The following is a 24,104-nucleotide window of genomic DNA, read 5'->3' as shown; positions in this document are numbered from 1 at the left end:
TGGCGGGCCAAGGATGAGTTGAGGCGTCACACACGAAGACGCCCGTGTACCCGACTGCCTGGGTGCAACTGTTGGGGTCGGAGACGTACCCCGCCGGAAGGCCGGCGCCGGCGCCCGCCGGATCTGTCATCGGCTTCGTGCCGACCGCGACGACAACCTTCCCCCACGGGGTCGTGCCCGGTTCGACGATCGGGAAGAACTGCGGGAACGTGCCCGGTGCCGCCACGACGTCATACCCCGACAGGCTCAGATCGTCGGTTGCGTAGGCATAGGCGGAGGCGGAGGCGGAGGGCGGGGCGAGGAGGGTGCGGCGGTGAGGAGGCCGGCGGCCGCGGAGAGAGTGGCCGTGCGGCGGATGTGACGTCTCATGGTTCCTTCGGAAAGAGTGTGGGCGGCACATGGCGATGTGGGATTCGGTGGGGCCGCGCTGCTGGCGGACCAGTGGATTGCCGCGAGGCGTGCCACGCCCTGGAAGACGTGGCACGCCTATAGCGTCAATGGATGTGGTTGGTTAGAAGATGCCGCGGATGGTGGTGGCCCATGCGGCGGTTCCCGCGAGGCGGGGTGCGCCGTGTGAGGTCGTGCCGCCGGGGTAGATGAGCAGGCATCCGGAGGGGCACAGGATGCTCTTGGCGGTGCCTGCGGCGTCGACGTATTCGACCGGAGTGTCTGGGTCGGCAGGAGTGGTGGCCCAGATGTCGCCGGCTTCCTGGCCGGTGGTCGGGTAGAACCGCCTGAAGTAGTAGGTGACGCCTCCGCTGCCATCCGACGGCGGTGGCAGTGGCCTGGTTGTGGACCCGCAGGCGGGAGATGGCGGCGTCGTGGTGAGTGAGGCTCACCGCGAGGCTGAAGCTGGAACCGGCTGACCTCCTTCGGCATTACGGCTCATCAGCCCTCCGGTTCAGAACGGAAGTACTCGCAGATCCATGGAACCCGTCGGCTTCAGGTGGCCGGCGACAGCATGACCGACGCCGCCATCCACAGCGGGGACACCGTCGTCGTGAGGCAGGCCGACAGCGCGGACCACGGCGACATCGTCGCCGCGATGCTCGACGGCGAAGCCACCGTCAAGCGCCTGCGCCGCGAGGACTGCCGCGTCTGGCTCATGCCCCACAACCCCGCCTACGAGCCGATCCCGGGCGACGACGCCGTCATCCTCGGCAAGGTCGTCGCGGTTCTGCGCACCCTGTAGCCCGTCCGTCTGATCCGCTACGGCGGCACCCCCGCTGCGAGCCTCATCAACTGGAAGCTGGAGGGCGCCGGTCCCTTCGGGAGGGGGCGAAGAAGGGCCGGTGCCGGCCGCGGGGTGGCGGTCCTGTACGCCACCCGCGCCGCAACCGTACGAAACCCCCGACCGGGACGCAGCTGCTGATGGGCGGCCAGAGGACGTCCGGCCCTTGTGAACCGGCTCCGGGAAAGCGCGGAGACTGGTAGACCCGGTGATCGACAGTGTCTCGCTTCTGGAGCCGCCACCATGACCACCACATCCTCGCCTCCGGCCTGGCCGCACTGCGCTCACGGTGTCGGCCCCGCCGATCCCGTCGGCTGCCGCGGCATCCATGTCCCCGGCCACACCGCCTGCCTCGCCCACCTGACCGACCCCGACCGCGACAGCTACCTGGCCGGTCTGACCCCGGGCGCCGCCATCGACCACCAGGCACCCCGTTTACCGAATCTCTCCTCAATGCCCTCCTCAACGCCCTCCGCGCCCCTGACACCGGCCACCCCCGCCTCGGCCACGCCACGTTCGAGTTGGCGACCTTCATGGAGGCCGCCCTGTTCGAGTCGGCGGTCTTCGAGTGTTGCGCCTTGTTCGGCTCAACGATCTTCGAGGGCAGCGCCAACTTTGTTTCGGCGACTTTCAAGGGAGATGATGCTCTTTTCGTCTCGGCGACCTTCAGGGACAGCGCCTGGTTCACTGGCGCGACCTTCGAGGGGCGCGCCGAGTTCGGCCACGCAACCTTCGAGGGACAGGCCGGGTTCGACAAGGTCACCTTCGGAGGCGGTGACGGGTACAGTGGGGCGACCTTTGGGTCAGCAACTTTCGAGGGTCGCGCCGAGTTCGGCATGACGACCTTCGAGGACTACGCCGGGTTCGGCTCAACGACCTTCAAGGGCGACGCGGGGTTCTTTTCGACGACCTTCAAGGACAACGCCCAGTTCGGCCAGACAGTTTTCGAGGGCGACGCCCTCTTCTACCAGGCGACCTTCAGAGGCAACGCCTGGTTCGCTTCGGCGACCTTCAAGAGCGATGCCGGGTTCGAGGATGCGGCGTTTGAGCGAGCCGCGAACCTTGGGCCGCTGATATGCGACGGGACTGTTGAGCTGTCGGGGGCGATGTTCGGGGTGCCGGTGACGCTGGAGATCTCAGCGAAGGAGGTGATGTGCACGCGAACCCGTTGGCAGTCGACCGCGACCATCCGAGTCCGCCACGCTGCTGTGGACCTCGGTCACGCAGCGCTGGAGGCCCCTCTTGCCGTCATCGCCCACCCGATCCCGTTCACCACCATAGACGGCATCCTGGACGAGAGGGTGTTGCCGGGGAGCGGTGCGGTGCGGGTGGTGTCGGTGCAGGGCGTGGATGCCGCGCACCTGGTGCTGACCGACACCGACCTGTCCGACTGCCTGTTCTCCGGGGCCTTCCATCTCGACCAGCTCCGGCTGGAGGGCCGCACCACCCTGGCGCCAACTCCCAGCGGCTGGCACCGCAAGGGCATAGCCCCGATCCGCTGGACCCGTCGGCGGGCGCTGGCCGAGGAACACCACTGGCGCGCCCAGACCGCCCGACAGCCCACCGTCCCCGCCGGTACGCCGCTGGAGCCGCGCCGGTGGCGTACCGGCCCGCATCACCCCGACCCCGCCCGGACCCCGGACCCTGACGATGTCGCTGCCTTGTACCGGCAGCTGCGCAAGGCGTTCGAGGACGGCAAGAACGAACCCGGCGCCGCCGACTTCTACTACGGCGAGTGCGAGATGCGCCGCCACGACCGCACCGGCACCCCGACAGCCGAACGCCGCCTGCTGTGGGCCTACTGGCTGCTCTCCGGCTACGGCCTGCGCGCCGGCCGTGCACTGGGCTGGCTGGCGGCTTCCATGCTCGCCACGATCGTGCTGCTGATGGCCTTCGGCCTGCCGGCGTCGTCCCCGAAGCAGGAGGCCACCGGCACGGTCCCGGCAGGCGGCGGCAAGGTCACCTTCGTCATCGACAAGCAGGACCCGAAGAACCCCACCCGGGACAGGTTCACCAGCAAACGCTTCGACAAGGCCCTGAGCGTCACGCTCAACTCCGTGGTCTTCCGCTCCAGCGGCCAGGACCTCACCACCACCGGCACCTACATCGAGATGACCTCCCGCATCCTCGAACCCGCCCTCCTCGCCCTGGCCGTCCTCGCCATCCGCGGACGCATCAAACGCTGACACCGACAAGGAACCCGACGGCCGCAGAGGGCACGGCTGCAGACGTCCGGAAAGACGGTCCGCCCGATCGCATCAGGGCCACGAGACGACCTCAGCCCGGCAGGGCCGGGGGTTGCGCACATCCCCCCGGGCCCAGGCTGCGCGGTCCTCTCGTGGTAGACAGGGGCTCTTCAGACGGCAATGTTGCAGGGGAACGACCGATGTCCGAGGAGCCGGTATTCGACTACGAACTCGCCCACAGCGGTGGATTCGAGTCATACAAGGGGACCGCCCTTGACGTCCGGGCGGTGATCGAGGCGATGCCGAGGGTCGTCAAGGACGGGTTCTGTGTCCACGAAGTACCCTTCGGCCGCTTCAGGGCTGCTCATGGCGGCCCGGGCGATGATGTGCCTGTGCTCCTGGCCCGGCTGCGGTCCACCGACGCCGACATGTCAGGCACGGCACTGAACGCGCTGTGGGACGAGCTGATCCATCAGGGCACGGTCGGCTCTGTGGCTCCGCTGGCCGTACCGTTCCTCCTGCGTACCGCCACCGACCCGACAGCGCACCACCGCGCAAGCACGATACGCCTCGCCGCCGCCGTGGCAAGACAGGAGCACCGGGGGTACGGCACTCGCGACACCTTCATCCGGGTGGCAACACCCGGCTGGACGTGGGACTGCAGCGGTTACGCGATGAACTGGTCCATCGAAGCGTCACGGACTGCCATCACGGCCGACGTAGATCTCCTCCTCCCGCACCTCGACGACCCGGACCCTCAGATCCGTGCCTCCGCCTCCTACGCTCTGGCCACGGCCTCGGGCGAGGGCAGCCGCATCACCACGGCCCTCCGCACCCAACTGGTCACCGAGCAGGACCGTGCCGTGCGCGCGGGCTTCGTCCTGGCCGTCGCCGAGCTCGCCGTCGAAAGTACCGACCCGGCCATCATTTCGTGGACTCGCGCCCTGTGGGCCGACCCCGCGCATCCTGCCGAAGTCCGAGTCTCAGCTGCGCTCGCCTGGCTCTGTCTCGCAGACAGCGTTGTGCCGGTCGAACTGCGTCACACCCTCGATGCCCTCGTCACCGATGGCCTGATCGACTTCTTCGACAGCGTCCCCTGGGTCTCACACATCGACGACAAAGGTCTCGCCCGCACACTCGACCAGATGCTCAACAACGCGAAACCGGGCGTCATCGATCCTTGGGATGACGCCTTCTGAAAACCAGCATTCCGCCGGCCGAGCCCGCCGTAGCAACGCGGCCCCCCGTCCCTGACAGCACAGACACCTCTTCGCGTTCCCGCACGGGTTCACCGGCCCCGCTTTGTGCCGGGCAACGTCGGTCGTCGCTGTCGGCGGTCGGGGGCCAGCGGTCTCAGCTCGCCTGGTCCACAGCCCCCCGCGGCGACCTCCGTATCACCGAGGCCACCACCGGCACCGTCGCCCTGACCACCCAGTCCGTCGCCCTCACCACCCAGTCCGGCTCCATCACCGTCGGCGCCGCCCGCGGCACCGCCGCCACCCTCGACGCCGGCACCTCCTACGGCCGTATCCACAACACCCTCCAGAACGCCAAGGGCACCGGCGCCGACCTCACCATCCGCGCCACCACCTCCCACGGCGACATCACCGCCCACGCCAACTGACCACCAGAACGCATGCGGAAGCAAGACCAGCGCCGTGGAGGAGCCGGTCCACAGGGCGCTCCTCCGTCGGGCCGCCACGGCGTCTCAGGGTGACCGATCAGTGTGCTCGATGGCCCTGGTTGGTTCTCGGGTGCGCGAGAGGGGGAGCCCGGAGGCTCCCGGGCTCCCCCTCTCCGGCCGGATGGGGTGTGAGTCAGAGGACGTGGTTCAGGGTGCCGTCGTGGTCGAGGTACATCTGCTCGGCGGTGCGGAGGGGTGCCTTCCAGTCGCCCGTGCCCTTGTAGAGCCTGGGGGTGTCGAGGTGGGTGTCGGTGCCGATGAGGTCGACGCGTCCGTCGCCGTCGGCGTCGCCGGCGCCGATGAGGGAGTTGAAGCCGTTCCAGCCGCCGCCGATTCTCGTGCGGGGCGCGAAGGTGCCGTCGCCCTTGCCGAGGTACTGCCACAGCACGCCGGTCTTGTCGCGGGCGACGAGGTCGCCGGCCGGGCCGCCGGCGAGGTTCCCGACGGCGGTGATGTCGTTGTAGGTGCTCCAGCCGCCGCCGATCTTCTTGCGGGTGGCGAAGGGGGCGTTGGCGTTGCCGGTGCCGGGGTAGAGCCACAGCACCCCGGACCTGTCGGTGGCGAGGGCGTCGGCGCGGCCGTCGCCGGTGAGGTCGCTGCCGACGGTGATCTTGTCGTACACCTGCCAGCCACCGCCGACCCTGATCCGCGTGGCGAAGTTCCCGGTGCCGTTGCCCGTGTACAGCCACAGCACCCCGGACTTGTCCCGCGCCAGCAGATCACCGACCGCCGAACCGCCCAGGTTCCCGGCGGCCTCGATGCGGTCGTAGACGTTCCAGCCCGATCCGAGAAGCGTCTTCGGCGCGCCTTCGTTGAGCCCGCGGAAGGCGTCGATCGGCCGGTAGAACAGGTCCGTGCGCCACAGACGGCCGCCGGTGTCCCGGGTGATCAGGTCGGGAGTGCCGTTGTCGTTGAAGTCGTGCGGCTGGCTCTTGCGTACGACCTTGAAGGCGCCGGTGAGGACGGCGGCCGGACCGATGCCGTTGTCTGGCGTCGCCGTCAGCCGCCAGGTGTAGTCGCCGTTGGGGTGCGCTCCGGTCTCGTCGTACCTTTCCCAGGGGAGCCGCACGTCGGTGCCGGAGGAGAACGCCTCGACGGTGGTGGTCCTGCCGGTACGGACATGACGCACGGCGAGCGTGACGTCGCCCGTCCTGCGGGACAGGGCGAACCGGAAGCCGAAATAGTGGTTCTGGTCGAGGTCGAGGACCGCGCCGGGGACGGTGACGGCGGTGGCGACGATCTCGGTGGGCGCGCCGGTCGTCGCGACCTTCGCGACCTGCGGCTTCGCACCGCCACCGGTGACGTGGTACAGGCCCTCGCCCTGTCCGACGATGCCGCCGCGCACGTAGAGGCTGCCGTCGGGGGCGGGCGTGATCTCGTAGGCGTGGTCGAACAGCTTCACCGACGTCTTGGTGGCGAGGTTGTAGGCGGTCAGCGGGTAGTGCACGCTGGTGCGGGACTGGGCCATGCCCCCGCTCTGCCCGTACACGACCCAGTCGCCGACCAGCCCGACGTGGAAGCTGCCGAAGGTCGCCTCCGAGATACCCGGAACCTGCAGTACGGCGCCGGTGCTCCGGTCCGTGGTGAAGACCCGCGGAGGCAGGTCCGTCTCCTCGCCCTCGACCCAGGCGGTGCGCGCCGCGGACACGGCGATGTCCCCCACGACGGAGCTGCGCGTTCTCACGGCGGTGACGGCGCCGGTGGCGAGGTCGACCAGGCCCCACTTGTACGTGCCGCCCTGGACGAAGGTGACGATGCCGTGTTCGGGCGTGCCCTGTACGACCTCGAAGGCGGCCGAGCCCGCGGGAAGTCCGGTGACGGCGGTACCGTCGGGGTCCGCCGCGGTGTGTCTGCGCAGGACCGTGCCCGTCTCGGTGGTGAGGGTGGTGAAGACGGCGTCGCCCGCCGCACCAGCGTACCGCGGGCCTGTGGCCGTGTCCCCGATCGCCACCTCCAGGGTGCCGTTCGTGCTCAGGTTGTGCTGGGTGACCGTCTCCGGCTCCCACACGACGACGAAGTCGCTGGTCCGCGTCGACCGCAGTTCGGCGCCGTAGTCGTACGCCTGCCCGGAGCCGTCCGCGTACCGCCGGAACACCGACTGCCCGTCGGCACCGCGTGTGAGGAACCCGGTCACCCCGGCCCCGAGGAGTTCACCGTCCTCGGGGTAGCGGATCAGGTCCACGTCGGTGCCGGCCGCGTCCGCCGCGACGAATCCACCCCCGGGAGTGGCGTACGCCGGGGCTACGAGCACACCGGCCCCGAGGGTGACGGCAAGGACTGTGGTGACGGCAGAGTTGAGCCGTCGCCGGCGAGAACGGGCCTGCGGCACGTGCATTCCTCCTGAAGACATCAGGCGCGTCATGCGCCCGGCAGATAGGCGCCACACCATGAGATACCTCGCGAGCACCGCCAATCCGGCGTCCGTCCAGAGCGCAGCAATGAATTGGATGAGTAGTCGTCCGCTACAGGCTGTTGGTGGAGGGTTCTTCAGATTTAGAGGTTTGCGGCGCGGGCGGTGTTCCAGCCTGCCAGTTCCGTCGGACGGTCGGTGATAATGCCATCCACGCCCAGGTCGGCGAGCGCTCGCCAGCGGGCCGGGTCGTTCACGGTCCAGACGTTCACCGATATCCCTGCGGCGTGCAACTCGGCTACCACCTCTGGTCGCGTCGCCAGTGACCGGTCGGAGACGTTATATGCCGTCGCACCAAGTTCCTTGACCACAGAGACGGGATCCTCGTCGAGTTTGTCTCGCAGCAGGCCCATCGGAACCTCTGGGGCGAGTGTGTGGACGTACTTCAGAGACTCTGGGAAGAAACTCTGCACCAGCACCCGATCCATCATCCGCTGCTCTTTCACGGTCTGGATGATGCGCGCGATGTCCGTCCTACCGCGGGTGCCGGTGATGTCCAGCAGCAGGCGCCCCCCGCGCTCCCGCAGGTCAGCGAGCTGTGCGGCGAGCGTGGGGACTCGGGCACCGGCGTAGGCCGGAGCAAACCAAGACCCCGCGTCCAGGGCGTCGATCTGCGCCGAGGTCAGTTTTCCTATGTGACCTGTGCCGTCGGTCGTCCGGTCCAGCATCGCATCATGGAGCACGTACGGGACGCCATCCCGGCTCGGCCGGACATCGTTCTCGATCCAGTCCGCTCCCGCCCGGCGGGCGATCTCACCCGAGATAAGGGTGTTCTCAGGGGCTACCGAGGAGGCGCCTCGGTGGGCGATCACGTCCGGAACGGAGGGCGCGGCAGCGGCCGCGGGCGCCGAACCGCGGTCGGCCATCAAGAAGGTGGCGCTCAGTGCTGCAGTCAGCGTGGCTGCGGATATGGCCACGATGCGCCGGCGTCGGAGTCGTACAGGAGTCACGGAGGCGGACCTTAACACGCGGTTTGCGTGCTCCATACGCGCGGGCCTGGTGACTTTGAGGGTCTGGCTGCCCTGAGCCTGTCCAGCTGTCCCGAGCCCGTCCAGGTTCAGTAGAAGGGAAGGGCGCCCGTATCTCTGGCGCCACTCCGGCCTCGCTCAGGCTGCGCGGCACGGTGAGGGGGTTGTCGTGGGGCCGGAGGACGTTTCGGCATTGACGTCGTCATGAGGGAAAGTCTGTCAAGTCGCAGATGGCATTGCGAAAGAATCTCACTTCGAATGGCGCCCGATGCCCCAGCCATCGGCCGGGCAGAAGAGTCCATTTCGTCCGCGTTGGGCTCTTGTTAGTCAATTTTCAACGCGTTGACTGAAAAGTGGACCCTCCCCCTCCCCTTCACTTGTCAGGTGATCAAAGAGCGTGTTTGATGTGAGCGTTCATGAAGATTTGATGAATGTTGGGGGCGGACGACTGTCGAGGCTGGGGGGCTTCGTGATGCGGCGAGAGTCTGGGCTATTGCCTTGGGTGGAAAGTGTAGTGGCTGAGGAAAGATGAGCGAGAGGGGCGTTTCATGCTCTCTCGGTCTTGTGGATTCGATTCCTGATGGCAGTCGGAGTCAGGCGAGGTAATCCACATCATGGTGGACTTCACCGTCTACTTTCCTCTCTCGGAACTCTTTCTATCGCGTTTACGGGTTTAGTGCCCGCCGTTTAAGGGTGACCTCTTGTTGTGAGCGGGCAGCAATTTACCTGGCTGTTCCGGCGAGGCAGTCGTCTATGCGTCCTCTCCGTATTCGGAATACGCATAGCTAGGAAGAGTATGAGAGTGAGATTCGGAGAGGCGCCAAGTCTCTCTGGGCGATCGCGGAACCTGGGCCCGGGGCAGCGCCGCTGAGCTGTCCCCGCGATCGCCCTGCTTGTCGCGGCCGCCGGCCTTGGTACGGGGGCTTCCCCCGCCGCCGCTGCCGTCGCCTGTCCGTCCGGGGTGGAGAGCGACTTCAACGGAGACGGCATCCGAGACCTCGTCGTCGCCGATCCGGAGGCGCCCGTCGGTAGTCAGGCAGAGGCGGGTGAGATCACCGTCGTGTACGGCGGCGGCAAAGGCTCCCTGCGCATCAACCAGGACTCTCCTGGCATACCGGGAGCGGCTGAGCACGGTGACCAGTTCGGCTACGAGCTCGCCGTGTACGACGAGAACCAGGACGGCTGCAGCGATGTCGCGGTCGGTCTTCCCTACGAGGACGTCGACATCAGAGACACGGCTGGGAACCTCACCGGCGTTGCCTCGGACGCAGGCATGATCCAGATCATCCACGGGTCCGCAGCCGGCCTCGGTGCCGGTGACGGCGTCACTGAGTACTGGCAGGGCGAAGGCCGACCTCTCGGGGGCGCAGCGGAGGCCGGCGACTACGTCGGCTACGCCTTGGCCGCCGGCGAGACGGCAGCGGGCATCCCCTTCCTCGTCGCCGGGTTCCCCGGCGAAGCCATCGGAACCGACCAGGACGCCGGCGGAGCCGCCTACATTCACGGCACCAACCGGGCGGTGGCCGCTTTCAACCAGGACACCACGGCAGGTGGAGACGTGCCGGGCGGCACGGAGCAGGACGACCGGTTCGGCGCGTCCGTCGCGGCGTCCTCCAACCATTTCGCGGTCGGCATGCCCGGCGAGGCCCTGGGGTCCTACACTTTCGCGGGCGCTGCCGCGGTCTTCAGCCACACGGTGGTCAACGGCCAGCCCAAGCCGCTGTTCGGCATGGGCCAGGACCAGGACAACGTCTCGGAGTACGAGGAGACCGGCGACAATTTCGCCACCGGTCTAGCCATGGCCCCCTACCGGCCCAGCGGCGCGACCTCGACCAACGAGTCGCTCCTCGCCGTCGGTATCCCGGGTGAGGACAACGGCGGCGTGAGAGATACCGGAGCCGTGCAGATCTTCCGGATCACGGCAGCCGGAACGTTCACCGAACTGAACTGGATCTCCCAGATGACGCCGGAGGTCACGGGCACCGACGAGGCCGGTGACCGCTTCGGCCACGAGCTGGCCGCGATCAACACCTCGCCGAGCACCGTGTCGACCGGCTCGACCGTCCGCCTCGCTATTGGTGTTCCTGGTGAGGACTCCGGCTCGGGAGCCACCGACGCAGGAGCCGTCAGCATCGTTCCCATGGTCGGCACACCCGGCGCATCGGACAGCTGGCTCGCACCCGGACCTGACACCCCGATCGCCGACCAGGAAGACCGCTATATGGGCCAGAGCCTCGCCGCCGCCCCCAGCCATCTTCACGTCGGAATCGCCTACGGCCCCGTCGCCTTCCGGGGCATCGAGAAGTACACCTGGAACACGCCCGCCGGCGGAGCCCCCGCGGATCGCCTCCTGCCTGGCACCAACGGCCTGACCGCCAACGGCAAGGCACTGGGGGCCAAGATCCGATGAAGACCACAACGAACCCGTCCCCCCGAAGCGGCCGGGAAACAGGCCGAGTGCCGCGGAGCCGCGCAACGACAGGAAGACGCAAGGGCGCCGGGCTGCTGGGAGCCGCCCTGTCGAGCACCGTCCTGGCTGGAGCTCTCATCGGCGTGGCTCCTGCAGGTGCAGCGCCTTCGACCCCCGCAGCCGAGACCCCTCTGCCCACCACGTCCGCACCGAGCGACAGCGAGGCGCTGAAGAAGGCGGAGGAGACCGGCGTAGCGGTCGAGATCACGTCCCAAAGGGCCGAACGCCGACAGGTCTTCGCCAACCCTGACGGCACCTTCACCGCACGCGAGTATGCCCAGCCGCTCTACGCGGCAAAGGACGGCAAATGGGTCGACGTGGACACCACGTTGATCCGCAACGAGGCCGGACAATGGACCCCCGAGGCGGCCACGGTCGGCCTGGCCTTCTCCAACGGCGAAGCCGGCGAACCGTTCGTCACCATGGAACGTGCCGGCCGCAAGCTCGCCCTCACCTGGCCCTACGGCCGTCTGCCCGCCCCCCACGTCCAGGACGACAGCCTCACCTACCCAGATGCCATCCAAGGCGTCGACCTGGTGGTCCGTGCCGAATCCGACGGCTTCGCCCATCTGCTGGTAGTCAAGACCCCTGAGGCGGCCGCAGACCCGCGGCTGGACCGCATCGAACTCGGCCTGAAGACCGACGGGCTCAAGGTGTCAGAGACCCCGTCGGGCGCTCTCGTCGCGAAGGACCCTGGCGCGGGCGGAACCGTCTTCGAAGCCGGCGCCCCGTCCATGTGGGATTCCTCCTCCGCCGTCGAACAGCAGGCCCAGCCTCAGGGCAAGGCCGCCGTCGCCAAGGCGCTCACCACAGCCGAAACCGCGACGAAGGCACCCTTCGAAGGCCCGCTCGGCGGCGGCAAGGAAACCGAACTGACCGTCGACGTCGAGCAGAATCGGCTCACGCTGACGCCCGACCAGAAGATGCTCGACGGAGACAAGACCGTCTTCCCCGTCGTCATCGACCCCATCCCCCGCACCACCAGCCGCTCCCTGTGGACCGGCGTAATGAGTGGGATACCCGACGAGCAGGACTGGAAGTACTCCGGCCACGCCGGCGTCGGCCGCTGCCCGACCGACTACAACCCCGTATCCTGCAATGGAGTCGGCGTCCGCCGCGTCATGTTTACGATGCCGGTCTCCTTCTACAAGGGCAAGCAGATTTTGGGCGCCACCTTCTCCGCAGAGGTCGCCCACATCTACAGCGCCACGCCCACCCCGGAACCGATCCATCTGTATCGTGTCGGCGGCAAGAACCGGATGCTGAACTCGGCGGACGACTGGAACAGCACCAAGGACGAGTGGTCCAACCACCTCCAGACGGTGAACCAGGCCATATCACCCACCAGCTGCTCAACCGCGGCCACTTCGGCCAACCTCCACTTCGAAGGAGGCGCCAGCGGCGAGCTGACCACCGAGATCAGGACCGCTGCCGAGCAGGACTGGGACCAGATCACCTTCGGCCTCAAGGCCGCCGACGAGACCCGCTTCCAGGAGTGGAAGCGCATCTGCGGCAATGCATTCCTGTCGGTCAACTACAACACCCTGCCCAGGCAGATACCGATCAGCAAGATGTCGTCCAACCCGGGCGGCGCATGCAAGTGGGGCACCGCACGCCCCTACCTCGAAGAGCGCCCGAAACTGCGCGTGTACGCCACGGACCCGGACCACACCAGCGCACGCACCGACAAGGTGAAGGTGCAGTTCAGGGTCCACTGGAAGCCCGCCGGCTCCACCACCGAGACGTACTACGAACACGAAACCCCGTACGCTGCCCCCACCAGCGAAACACCCTTCGAGCACACCGTGAAGTCCTCAGTTCCCGAGAACACCGTCATCTCATGGAACGTCAGGGCATCGGATGGTGACGGCTGGGGACCGTGGAGCACTGACGGCGAGGGGACAGAGCGATGTGAATTCATCTACGACTCCACCCATCCGCCTGCGCCGAAAGTCTCATCACCTGAGTACCCCGAGCTCAGCCCGAAGCACTCTATTTGGTGGGACGGCGTCGGCAATACGGGCACCTTCCGTTTCGGCCCCGGCCGATGGACCAGCGTCGGGAACTACAGCGATGTCGTCAGCTACCGCTACGCCTTCGACAGCGAGGCAACTCCCACCAGCACCATCGCCACCACCGCTTCAGACAAGTCGGCCACCGTGCAATGGACTCCCACTACTGTCGGCCGGCACTGGGTGGAGGTCATGGCGGTCGATAGAGCCGGCAATCCCAGCGCTGTAAGTCGCTACGACTTCCTCGTCAACGACGGCCGTCCGGTGGTCGGCCAGTGGAACCTGGCCGAGAAGGCGGGAAGCACTGAAGCCCACGACGAGACCACGAAGCACCCCGCTGATCCAGGCCCCGGCGTGTCATTCCAAAAGGAGGGACCCGGCGGCCCGATCGACTTCGCCGCCAACTTCGACGGCACATCCGGTGCCTACCTCGACACCGCAGAAACCGTCCTGAACACCGCCCGGAGCTTCACCGTCAGCGCATGGGTACGTCCCACCGCGTTGGACAAGAACATGACCGTCATCAGCCAGGACGGCACCGGCGAACCTGGTTTCGTCCTCGGCTATGACGCCACCACAAAGAAGTGGTTCTTCTCCTCGGCCGGCTCTGACGTCGACTCGCTCGGCGAATGGAAGGCCACAGCAGCCAGCGTCACACCGATCAAGGACCAGTGGGTCTTGCTGACCGGCGTTTATGACGCCACCACCGTCAGCACCCCGGAGCTGCGGCTCTACGTCAATAAGGACCTCAAGGCGACTGCCGTCCGCCGCTCGGTCTGGCAGTCCTACGGTGATCTGCAGATCGGTCGGACCATCGCCAAGAGCGGCTACCGTGACTTCTTCAACGGGGACATGGCGGAAGTCCGGGTCTTCGACCGCATCCTCCCGGCCGCACAGGTCGCCGAACTGATGACGGTCAAGCCCGTACGCAAGGGCTACTGGCAGCTCAACACCACCAACACCGACAACATCACCTCACCGGAGTTCGCGGGCGGCCAGCCGCTCGCCCTCGCCGGCGGCGCGCTGATCGAACAGCCGAATACAGAAATGGGCGGCGGCCTTGTCGGCACCGGGCACCTGAAGCTGAACGGAGCCGGCGCCTACGCATCGACCGCGACCGCACCGATCACCGGCGCGGGGAGCTTCACCATCACGGCCCGCGCCCGGCTTGCCGCACTGAGCACGACTCCCCAGACAGTGCTGTCGCTTCCCGGTAACAACGCCAACCGGATCAAGGTCCTGTACAAGCCAGGTCCTGATGGGATCGCTGATGCCCGCTGGACGGTGGTAGTGGCGGAGAAGGACGACGCAGTCGCACCGGCTGAGAGGAGTCTGGCCGATGGCGTGCGCCTTCCGGATACGGACGGCCTGGGGCAGCACCTCGCCGTGGTCTACGACGCCGTAGCCAACGAGATCCGTCTCTACGTCGATGGCCAGCTCGACACCTCCATGGCCGTACGCAGGGACACCACCCTGTGGGCCGCCACCCAAGGACTCCAGGTCGGAAGGTCCCTAGTGGGCGCACCCGAGTACTTCTCCGGCCTCATCGATGAGGTCCGGGTCTACAACGGCGCAGCCGACCTCACCAGCGTCATGCAGTTGAACCAGACCGGCGAGTTCGGCGAGCACGGCGAGTGGTAATCGCCCGCCGGAGTACAGGTAACAACCAGACCCACACATGACGGCGCGGGAGGGGCACCATGCCCCTCCCGCCCTCCTTCACGCCCATACCCACGAGAAGTGGAGCAGCGATGCCCTTCCAAGGCCGGTTGTTGAACCGCCGAATACCAAGAAGCGCTCTGCGCGGCACAGCAGTGAGCCTTGTCCTGCTGCTGTCCGCCACCTCGATCCAGCAAGTGTCCTTCGCCGCAGATCAGCGCACCAAGCGCCCTGACGTACAGGACATGGGCGACCCCGTCGTCGGCAAGGACGCCCCGGCAAGCAAGCGACCCAACCCACCCGGCCGCACGCCGACGGTCACCAAACTCGACCGCGCGACCTGGCCGACCCAGGCACACGCGGAAGTGAACGTCGCCGCCGCCGGCGAAAAGAAGTCCGCGGCCAAAGCCGGTGCCCTGCCGATCTCTGCACAAGCACCCCAGCAGTCGGCAGCGGCCGCCGCCTCCCGCCTCACCGCGCCGCACGAGATTCCCGAGAAGATCGGGATCGATGTTCTCGACCCCAAACGAGCCGCAGCCCTGGGTGCCGCAGCCGTGTTCGGAGTAGAACGGTCCGACGGCGGTGCCAAGCCCGCCAAGGTCCGCCTCAACGTCGACTACGCCACCTTCAGCGAAGGCTTCGGCGGCTCCTACGCCTCCCGCCTGAACCTCGTACAACTCCCTGCCTGCGCCGCCATGGCGTCACCAGGCAGTGAGAAGTGCCCAGAGCAGCCCAAGATCCTGCCGACCCGCAACGACACCACCACCAGTACCCTCTCGGCCGATGTCACCGTGGCCCCGGACTCCTCCGGCATGTCCACGATGAACACCGGCGACGTCTCCTTGTTCGCGGTTGCGGCCGGCCCGTCGTCCGCCCAAGGCGACTACAAGGCCACCCCACTCGCTCCCTCGGCCAACTGGACCGTGTCGGCCTCCTCCGGCGGGTTCTCCTGGAACTACCCCCTGCGTACGGTGCCCACCCCAGGCGGCCTGACCCCGAGCCTGGGACTGAGCTACACCTCGCAGTCGGCCGACGGTCGCACCTCCGCAACCAACAACCAGGGCTCCTGGATCGGTGAGGGCTTCAGCTACGAGCCCGGATACATCGAACGCCGCTACAAGCCCTGCGCCCAGGACGGCCACACCGGCTCCGGAGAGCAGTGCTGGGCCTACGACAACGCCACCGTCATGCTGGAAGGCCAGTCCAGCCAGCTCGTCAAGGACACCACCACCAAGAAGTGGCACCTGTCCAATGACAGCGGCGCCACGGTCGACAAGCTCGTCGACACCGAGAACGCCGACGACAACAACGAGTACTGGCGCATCATCACGTCCAACGGCACGGAGTACTACTTCGGCCTGAACCGCCTGCCCGGCTGGCAGACAGGCAATGAAGAGACCAGGTCGGTCTGGACCGCCCCCGTCTTCGGCGACGACTCCGGCGAACCCTGCTACAACACCACCTTCGCCAACGCCCACTGCAACCAGGCATGGCGCTGGAGCCTCGACTACGTCAAGGACACCCACGGCAACGTGATGTCCTACTTCTACCAGCCGGAGACGAACTACTACGCCCTCAACGGCAAGACGGACGTCAACGGCACCGCCTACCACCGCGGCGGCTTCCTCAAGCGCATCGACTACGGTCAGCGCGACGGCCAGGTCTACGCCGGCAAAGCCCCCGCACGGGTCACCTTCATCCTCCCCGAGCGCTGCCTTCCCGACGCCAGCTTCGACTGCGCCGAATCCAAGCGCTCCAAGGCCAACGCCGCCTACTGGCCCGACACGCCGGTAGACCAGGAGTGCAAGGCCAACACCCCCTGCACCGTCGGCCAGACGTTCTGGACCACCAAGCGCGTGGGCACCATCAACACGCAGATGCTCAAGGACGCCACGACCTACCAGGACGTGGACCGCTGGAACCTGACCCACACCTTCACCGACAACGGCGACACCTCGAAGGCCCTGTGGCTGTCCAAGATCCACCACGAGGGCAGGGCCGGTACCCCCGTCCAGCTCCCCGAGGTAGAGCTTTTCAGTGAAGAGTTCCGCAACCGGGTAGACGCGGTCGGCGACAACACGGCGGCCTTCTATCGTCCCCGCCTCGCCATGGTCCTGAGCGACACCGGAGCACAGCTCGACATCAACTACGCCGCCCCTGAGTGCGACGCGAGCGCTCTGCCCACCCCAGGCGCCTCAACCAAGCGCTGCTACCCCGTCGTGTGGGCACCCCCCGGCAAGATCGACCCGGAGACCGACTGGTTCCACAAGTACGTCGTCGCCGAGATCATCCAGACCGACCGCACCGGCGGCAGCGACAGCCTGGTCACCCGCTACAACTACGGCAACGGCAAAGGCGCCTGGCGCAAGAGCAAGCCGGACGGCATCACCGACACCAAGTTCCTGACCTGGAGCAACTGGCAGGGCTACGACAAGGTCACCGTCACCAGCGGCACCGCCGACCGGCAGACCACCCGCGTCGACTACCGCTACCTGCAGGGAATGGATGGCGACACCGACTCCGCCGGCGGAACACGCAGCATCGAAGTCAGCGACTCCAAGAACACCACGTACACCGACGCCGAAGAATTCGCCGGCCACGAACTAGAGTCATTCACCTACGACGGTTCCCAGCTCGTCTCCCACACGATCAGCGAGCCGTGGAAGCACGTCACGGCGACCTTCTCACCCACCTGGGGCAAGACCTACGCCGCGATCGTCAAACCCCGCACCACACGCGCCTTCTCACTCCTGTCGAACGACACCTGGCGCGAGACGAAAACCGTCCCCACCTTCGACACCGCAACAGGAACAGGCCGCACCACCCAGATCGACGGCCTCGGTGACGTGTCCACCACCGCGGACGACACCTGCACCCGGCTCTGGTACGCAGACAACCTTGGCGAGAACATCCTCTCCCTGCCCAGCCGCAGCGAGGTCGTCACCGTCAACTGCGCCACCACCCCCGATCGCAAGACCCAGGTCCTCACTGACGAGCGCACCTTCTACGACGCAGGCGTCTTCGACGCCGCACCCACCAAGGGCGACGTCACCCAGACCCAGCGACTGACCGCCCACGACGGCACCACCGCCACCTACCAGACCACCGGCACCAGCGGCTACGACGCCTACGGCCGCATCCTGTGGCAGAAGGACGCCAAACTCAACGAGACCAAGACCGCCTACACCCAGGTCAACGGCCTCGCAACCCAAGCCACCGTCACCAACGCCCTCGGCCACATCACCACCACCGACTACGCCCCCGCGTGGGGACAGCCCACCGGGCAGACCGACCCCAACAACAAGCGCACCGACCTGGCCCGTGACGCCCTCGGCCGCATCACTTCGGTCTGGCTGCCCGACCGGCTGAAGATCCAGGCCCCGTCATCACCGAGCATCAAGTACACCTACAACCAGCGAAAGGACAAACCCACCTGGATCCGCACCGAAAAGCTCAAGAACGACGGCACCTACGGCTCTGAGTACGAGCTCTACGACAGCCTCCTGCGCGGACGCCAGATCCAGACCCAGGGCGTCGACGGCACCCGACTCGTCGCCGACACCTGGTACAACGGCACCGGCAAGGTCAAGAAGACCAACGCCACCTACAGCGCAGCCGGCGCGCCCTCCGGTGAACTCCACGAACTCACCACCGGAGCCAACGGAGCCGTCGGAGCCCAGAACCGTTTCGAGTACGACGGACTCGGCCGGATCACCGCCGAGATCTTCGATGTCTCCGGCGACGAACAGTGGCGCACGACCACCACCTACGACGGCGAGAAGACCACGGTCGACCCGCCGACCGGTGGCAGGGCGACCACGACGGTGACAAACGCCGAGGGACGCACCACCAGCCTGTTCCACTACCAGGGCGACCGGCCCGACCCCGCTCTCGGCACCCCGGACGAGACGAAGTACACCTACACCCGCAACGGCCAGCTCGAATCCGTCACCGACGCCCAGGGCAACGTCTGGCGCTACGAGTACGACCAGCTCGGCCGCAAGACCAAGACCGTCGACCCCGACGCCGGAACCTCACGCACCGAGTACGACGAACTCGACCGCCCGGTTGCCAGCTACGACGGCCGCAACAAGAAGGTCTCCACCCAGTACGACAAGCTCTCCCGCCCCACTCTTACCTGGGAGGGAGACCCCACTACTGGAACCAAACTCACCGAAACCCTCTACGACACCCCTGGCCGACTCGGCATGGCCTACTCGACGCGGCGATACACCTCACCGACCGAGTACTTCGCCACCACCATCCAGGTTGTCGACTCCCTCTACCGCCCCCTGAGGACCGGATACACCATCCCCGCCTCCCAGGGCGCACTGGCCGGCCTCTACGTCTACGACAACACCTACAACACCGACGGAACCCTTCAGGGCACGTCCCTTCCCGCCGCAGGCGGCCTTCCCGCCGAGCCCCTCGTCACGGAGTACGACACACTCCAGCGGCCCACCACCCTGACCGGCGCGACCAGCTACGTCACCAACACCATCTACTCCAGCAGAAGCCACATGCAGCAGCTGGAACTCCACGACGGCAGCGGTAAGAAGGTCTGGAACACCTACCAATACGAGAAGGGCACCGACCGCCTCACCCAGGCGTCCACCGACGTCTACCTCGCCTCATCCACCGCCAAGCAGTCCAACTACTCCTACGACCAGGCCGGCAACGTCCTATCCATATCGGACGTCTCCGGCCCGGTATCGAACGACGTCCAGTGCTTCCGCTACGACGGCCGGCAGAGCCTCACCCACGCATGGACCCCCGCCGCAACCGACGCCGACGCCACAGGCAGCGGCACCGTAGGCACACGCGTGACCGTGACCGGCTCCATGCCCAAGGCATGCGAAGCGGCACCCGGCACCACACCCCTGGGCGGCCCGGCCCCCTACTGGAAGGAATACCGGGTCGACTCCATCGGGAACCGGACGTCCGAGGCCATCCACGACATCTCCCTGGATGAGACGAAGGACATCACCCGCACCTACACCTATGGCACGGGCATCCAGGGCGCCGACCCGCACCAGGTCACCCGCGTCCTGGAGAAGACTCCGACCGGCGACCGCCAGTCCACCTACGAATACGACGCCTCCGGCAACACCACCAAGCGCGTCATCGCCGGCGACACCCAGAGCATCACCTGGGACGCCACCGGCAAGCCCACCAGCGTCACCAGCGTCGCAGGCCAGACCACGTTCCTCTACGACGCCGAAGGCAACCGGATCGTCCGCAAGGACCCCTCCACCACCACCCTGTACCTGCCCGGGATGGAACTCTCCGTCACCAACGGCAGCTCCACCGTCAAGGGCACCCGCTACTACACCCACGCCGGCCAGACCGTCGCCGTCCGCACCTCCGACGGCAAACTCTCCTTCCTGGCCTCCGACCACCACGGCACCAGCGACGTCGCCATCGACTCCACCACAGGAGCCGTAACCCAGCGCCGCTTCGACCCCTACGGCCTCAACCGCGGTACCCCCAGCGGCCCCTGGATCGGCGACAAGGGATTCGTCGGCGGCACCACGGACGCCTCCACCGGCCTCACCCACCTCGGCGCACGCGAATACGACCCACAACTGGGCAAATTCATCTCCGTCGACCCCATCATCGACTACTCCCGCCCCCAGCAGATCAACGGCTACGCCTACGCGAGCAACAGCCCTGTCACGCGCAGTGACCCGTCTGGACTCTTCGACTTCATTTCCACAATTGTCTCAGGAGTCAAGCAAGCGGCTGCCGACGTCATCGAGGCGGCGACACAAGGACTCATTCCTGCTGAAGAAGAAAAGGACCCGGCGGTCCAGGAGGCCGAAGAGGAGAAGGAAGCGGCCGAGGGGCAGTACGACCGGGCCACACAGAAGATTCAAAAGGCTGCAGAAGAGGTAGCGACGATTGTCGCCGATGAGCTAGGGATCCCAGCCGCCCTGGACTGCCTCACCACCGGCAACCTGGGGTCCTGCGGTGAATCCATTCTCAACATCGCCGGCAGCTTCGCTGGTGGAATCGCCGGAAAGGTCCTGGCCAAGTACGGCATGCCCTGGAACTGGGAAAAGGGCGCAGAGCTGGCGATGCGAATCACCGGCCTTGTCGACGAGATCATCGAGGGTGCCTTCGACTGGATGAAGGCTTCGAAGGCCGTCACGAAGGCAGAAAAGGCTCTAGAAGCCGCCAAGGCCCGTGTATCCAAATCTCGATCCGGTGGGTGTCCGACTGAAGGGGCACATAGCTTCCTGCCGGGGACAAAGGTCCTTGCCGCAGACGGCGCTCCCAAGGCGATCGAAAAAGTAGAACCCGGCGATAAGCTCACTGTCACCGATCCTGAAACTGACGAAACCACCGTTCGCGTCGTCGCAGGAACCATTGTCACCGAAGATGACAAGCATTTCGTCACCCTGACAATCAAGAGAAGCAGCACCGGGGGCGAGGAGCAACTGGCCTCCACTACCACCCACCCCTTCTGGGTCGTCTCCGCCAACGCGTGGATCGAAGCCGGCGACCTCGAACCGGGCATGACGCTCCGGACCCCTAGTGGCGAAACTGTCGTGCTCGCCGCGCTTACCCGCTACGACAAGCGTCAGCGCACACACGACCTCACGCTGACTGACGTCCACACGTACTATGTGTTGGCGGGCGGAACCCCCGTCCTGGTCCATAACTGCGACCTCTCCAATCGGGCAAGTGAGATTCACGCTGCGGAACCGGATGAGTATATTCGCGACAACATAAGCACGGTGGCCGTGGTGCGCGTGCAAACGCCGCACGGTCAAGTTGACTTGATAGCAGGCAGCGGAGATGGTCTGACGCCTGCGCAGATGTCGGTTCCCCTTAATTCGGGCGAGATGCATGTTCCCAACATCCCAGGGACGCATGCAGAACAGAACGCGCTGTTGTATGCGAGAGCGTTCGGATACACTCCGATTTCTGGAGGAGCGTCGAGGAACGTGTGCCGAAAGATATGTCATCCGTCAATCCGAATGGATGGAGGGAAGATGGTGGGGAATGTTTTCCCGGGGAATGGCGTAAAGACTACTCGTCAGAGGAGTTTCGAATGGTAGTGGATCCGGAAGTTTCCGAGATTTTGGGGACTCGTGAGTATTCCCAAGTTTCGATATTTGTGGCAAGTTGCACAGAGCGGATGGCGCAACTTTTCACGGGAGTGCGAGGGGCGGATCCAGGGCGCGATCAAGACCTTGACACTTACCTGGCAATCCTCGATGATCTCTGGGATCCTAATCAAACGGGTGTCGATTTCTCCGACAGAATGTTGGCGCTGCAGCAATTCGCAGAGTTGAGGCCGCCTGAAGAAGAGGTTGTCGATGTGCCTAGCGTTTATGCATTCTATGGAGTTCTGTGCATGCGCTATGCGGTTCTGTATCGCATGCACGGGCACGCCGATGATGCAGTGCGCTGCGCTCACGCATGCCTAACGGCTATGGGGCAGCTGGACCAAAATATTTATCAAGCGACCTTCTTTCGAGAGGAACAGGAGCGGCAGAGGCGGGTTGCATGTAGTAACTTGCCGGCTGGCGGATCAATTTCACGCATGCGAAATGAGGATAGGGAAATTGGTCGCAAGCGTTTGTTGGCGGTGCTTTCGAGACTTGAGAGATAGGATCGTTACGTCGCCTATATGGTGACGGCTAAGAGCGGTCCACAACAGTGAGCCTCTTTCATCCTGTGCTGGAGGGTGAAATGGGCTGGTCAGCGGGGGTGGTGACGAGGCAGGGCCCCTGGTCGTTGGCGTGGTGATTTTGCTCATCACACCGGCGACCGAAGGGGCCCTGTTGGTTCCGTATCCTGCCACGCTCGACGTCCCTCGTGAGCTGGTCGAGCATGTTGCCTGGCTGCTGTACGAGCATCGCCGGGCCCGCAACACCCGCTGGCGCAAACTCGGCTGCTTCCAGCAGGCGTTGCTCACGCTGGTGCACCTGCGTAAGAACGAGACGTTCTCGCAGCTCGGAGCAGGTTTCGGGATATCGCAGGCCACCGCCTGGCGGTACGTAGACGAGACCTTGGACGTGCTGGCCAGCTGGGCGCCGGGCCTCCACGAAGCGCTCACCGGCCTCGGTGAAGGCGACCACGTCATCGTTGACGGCACTCTCATCCCGATCGACCGGATCGGCGCGGACGGGCCGTACTACTCGATGAAGCACCGCAAGCACGGCATGAACGTGCAGGTCATCGTCCGCCCCGACGGCACCACCGGGCGATGGAGTACCACTGGGCCGACGCCCTCGACCCTCAGCTGTGCGGCGCCTGGGTCGCCCGCGGACCAGGACGCCCGCCCGGCGGGTGCACCCTCCCGGCCGGTCACCCGCCCGCTCAGCGGCACCGTGGCACCCATGACGAACGCCGTACGGGTTGAGGCCCGCTGGAGGAGCTGAGCGCCCGGCGTGGCTGAAGGGTTACGCACCGGCCCCCCTCGGGGGGATTCGAGGACCGGCGCGCCGCCCGATGGGACAACGGTCCTGTACGCCGGCCCACCGTGAGTGACCGTAGGAGATTTCCCGCTGGGGTGCAGCTTCCGGCAGCCCGGTAGTGGGATGTGGACGTTCGCGTGATTCCCCGCGTGCCCGTCTGGCTGGGTGCTGGTGACTCGTCTCGTCAGAGGTCGACGCGATGCTCGGCAGCCGACGGGTCATCGACGGAGCCGTAGCGCAAGACGACGTGCGCCGGCCGGAAGGGCAGGTCGTTCAGGATGGGTGCCATGACGGCGAAAAGTGCGTCGGCGTCTGGTCCGTAGGCGTAGAGGGCCACCTCGCCGCCGCCGTACTCGTTTCCGTCGAACTCGCCGACGTCGGCTTGGTCGATGGCCTGTGTGAGCAGGGACTGGGACTGGCGGACGGCCTCCCGTCGGCTTGGCTCGCCGAGGCCGTCCTCGGCCAGTCGATAGTGAGCGATGACAGCATGCTCAACGTCGTCTTCTGCTTCGTCTGTGTCGGCCATGCGGGAAACGATCTCAGGAGTGACTCGGCGAGTGCGGGGACCAGCGCTGCCGCGCAGGGGTGAGGTGTCAGAGATCTTCTTCATGCCCTGGCCGACGATGCCACAGGGAAGTGGGTACGGCAGGAACATCCAGGGCCGGCATGAAGGCGGCTGGCGTCCACTTCCGCTGAGGCGGGTGGCAAGGGCGCCGGCCAACAATTACCTGCGCCAGAAGCGCACCTCGCCACGGCCGGTCACCGCGCAGCCGTCGGCACCCGCGTGGTGACGAGATGGATCCTCAGCCGGCCCGAGCCGCTGACCGAGATCGAACAGCTCCGGCTCAAGGCCGTCCTCGCCAACTGCCCTGAACTCGATGCCCTGACTGGTCACGTCCGGTCCTTCGCCCACATGCTTACCGAACGCCAGGGTGAACGACTCCCTCAGTGGCTCGACGCCGGGGCCTCCCCCTGAGTGGTGGACACGCTGATACTGGATCTGCTTGATCCGGAGGAAGCGAGAAGACCGCCGATGGCGATGAAGGACTATTCGG

At 66.3% G+C, this 24,104-nt stretch carries 9 protein-coding genes and 2 pseudogenes; 7 read left to right on the top strand and 4 right to left on the bottom strand.

The features are described 5' to 3' along the window. Positions 1 to 940 precede the first annotated feature (940 nt). From ACFW1I_RS22425 to ACFW1I_RS22415, 3 genes and pseudogenes are all read left to right on the top strand, one after another. A pseudogene (locus ACFW1I_RS22425) lies at positions 941 to 1,192 on the top strand (LexA family protein); the annotation flags it as partial. Positions 1,193 to 1,752: 560 nt separating this feature from the next. Then, on the top strand, positions 1,753 to 3,417 hold the full coding sequence (locus ACFW1I_RS22420) for a pentapeptide repeat-containing protein (RefSeq protein ID WP_384672692.1): 1,665 nt from the start codon (positions 1,753 to 1,755) through the stop codon (positions 3,415 to 3,417). 200 nt (positions 3,418 to 3,617) lie between these two features. After that, a complete protein-coding gene (locus ACFW1I_RS22415; RefSeq protein ID WP_384672690.1) occupies positions 3,618 to 4,616 on the top strand; it encodes a hypothetical protein in 999 nt (332 codons plus the stop codon). 618 nt (positions 4,617 to 5,234) lie between these two features. On the opposite strand, the gene ACFW1I_RS22410 is transcribed toward ACFW1I_RS22415, so the two are convergent. Both ACFW1I_RS22410 and ACFW1I_RS22405 read right to left on the bottom strand, forming a co-directional pair. Further along, entirely contained in the window at positions 5,235 to 7,352 is a 2,118-nt protein-coding gene (locus ACFW1I_RS22410; RefSeq protein WP_384672689.1) for an FG-GAP repeat domain-containing protein, read from the bottom strand. 242 nt (positions 7,353 to 7,594) lie between these two features. Beyond that, positions 7,595 to 8,428, bottom strand: a complete 834-nt coding sequence (locus tag ACFW1I_RS22405; RefSeq protein WP_384672687.1) for a glycerophosphodiester phosphodiesterase — start codon at positions 8,426 to 8,428, stop codon at positions 7,595 to 7,597. A 1,012-nt stretch (positions 8,429 to 9,440) separates the two neighbouring features. Here ACFW1I_RS22405 and ACFW1I_RS22400 point away from each other — a divergent pair. From ACFW1I_RS22400 to ACFW1I_RS22385, 4 genes and pseudogenes are all read left to right on the top strand, one after another. After that, positions 9,441 to 10,889: a VCBS repeat-containing protein gene (locus ACFW1I_RS22400; protein WP_384672685.1), complete on the top strand. Its 1,449-nt coding sequence runs from the start codon at positions 9,441 to 9,443 to the stop codon at positions 10,887 to 10,889. Between the two features lie 143 nt (positions 10,890 to 11,032). After that, entirely contained in the window at positions 11,033 to 14,602 is a 3,570-nt protein-coding gene (locus ACFW1I_RS22395; RefSeq protein WP_384672683.1) for a LamG domain-containing protein, read from the top strand. Positions 14,603 to 14,775: 173 nt separating this feature from the next. Beyond that, positions 14,776 to 21,684: an RHS repeat-associated core domain-containing protein gene (locus tag ACFW1I_RS22390; protein ID WP_384672681.1), complete on the top strand. Its 6,909-nt coding sequence runs from the start codon at positions 14,776 to 14,778 to the stop codon at positions 21,682 to 21,684. Between the two features lie 687 nt (positions 21,685 to 22,371). Beyond that, positions 22,372 to 22,911 (top strand): annotated as a pseudogene (locus ACFW1I_RS22385) (transposase family protein); the annotation flags it as partial. 322 nt (positions 22,912 to 23,233) lie between these two features. On the opposite strand, the gene ACFW1I_RS22380 reads toward ACFW1I_RS22385, so the two are convergent. Together ACFW1I_RS22380 and ACFW1I_RS22375 are read right to left on the bottom strand one after the other, a co-directional pair. Beyond that, the gene (locus tag ACFW1I_RS22380; RefSeq protein ID WP_384672679.1) at positions 23,234 to 23,575 is read right to left on the bottom strand and encodes a hypothetical protein; all 342 of its coding nucleotides are present in this window, start codon (positions 23,573 to 23,575) and stop codon (positions 23,234 to 23,236) included. 198 nt (positions 23,576 to 23,773) lie between these two features. Beyond that, the coding region (locus ACFW1I_RS22375; RefSeq protein ID WP_384672676.1) for a hypothetical protein at positions 23,774 to 24,104 on the bottom strand (331 nt) is incomplete at its 5' end.

This window comes from Streptomyces sp. NPDC058955 (assembly GCF_042741435.1).
Classification (GTDB): domain Bacteria; phylum Actinomycetota; class Actinomycetes; order Streptomycetales; family Streptomycetaceae; genus Streptomyces.
Note: the sequence above shows the minus strand (reverse complement) of the source record. Positions and strands in the feature narration are given on the sequence as shown.

Excerpts from the sequence above, each read along its gene's own strand:
- ACFW1I_RS22415 (WP_384672690.1), top strand. The coding sequence starts at position 3,618 with ATGTCCGAGGAGCCGGTATTCGACTACGAACTCGCCCACAGCGGTGGA.
- ACFW1I_RS22380 (WP_384672679.1), bottom strand. The coding sequence starts at position 23,575 with ATGGCCGACACAGACGAAGCAGAAGACGACGTTGAGCATGCTGTCATC.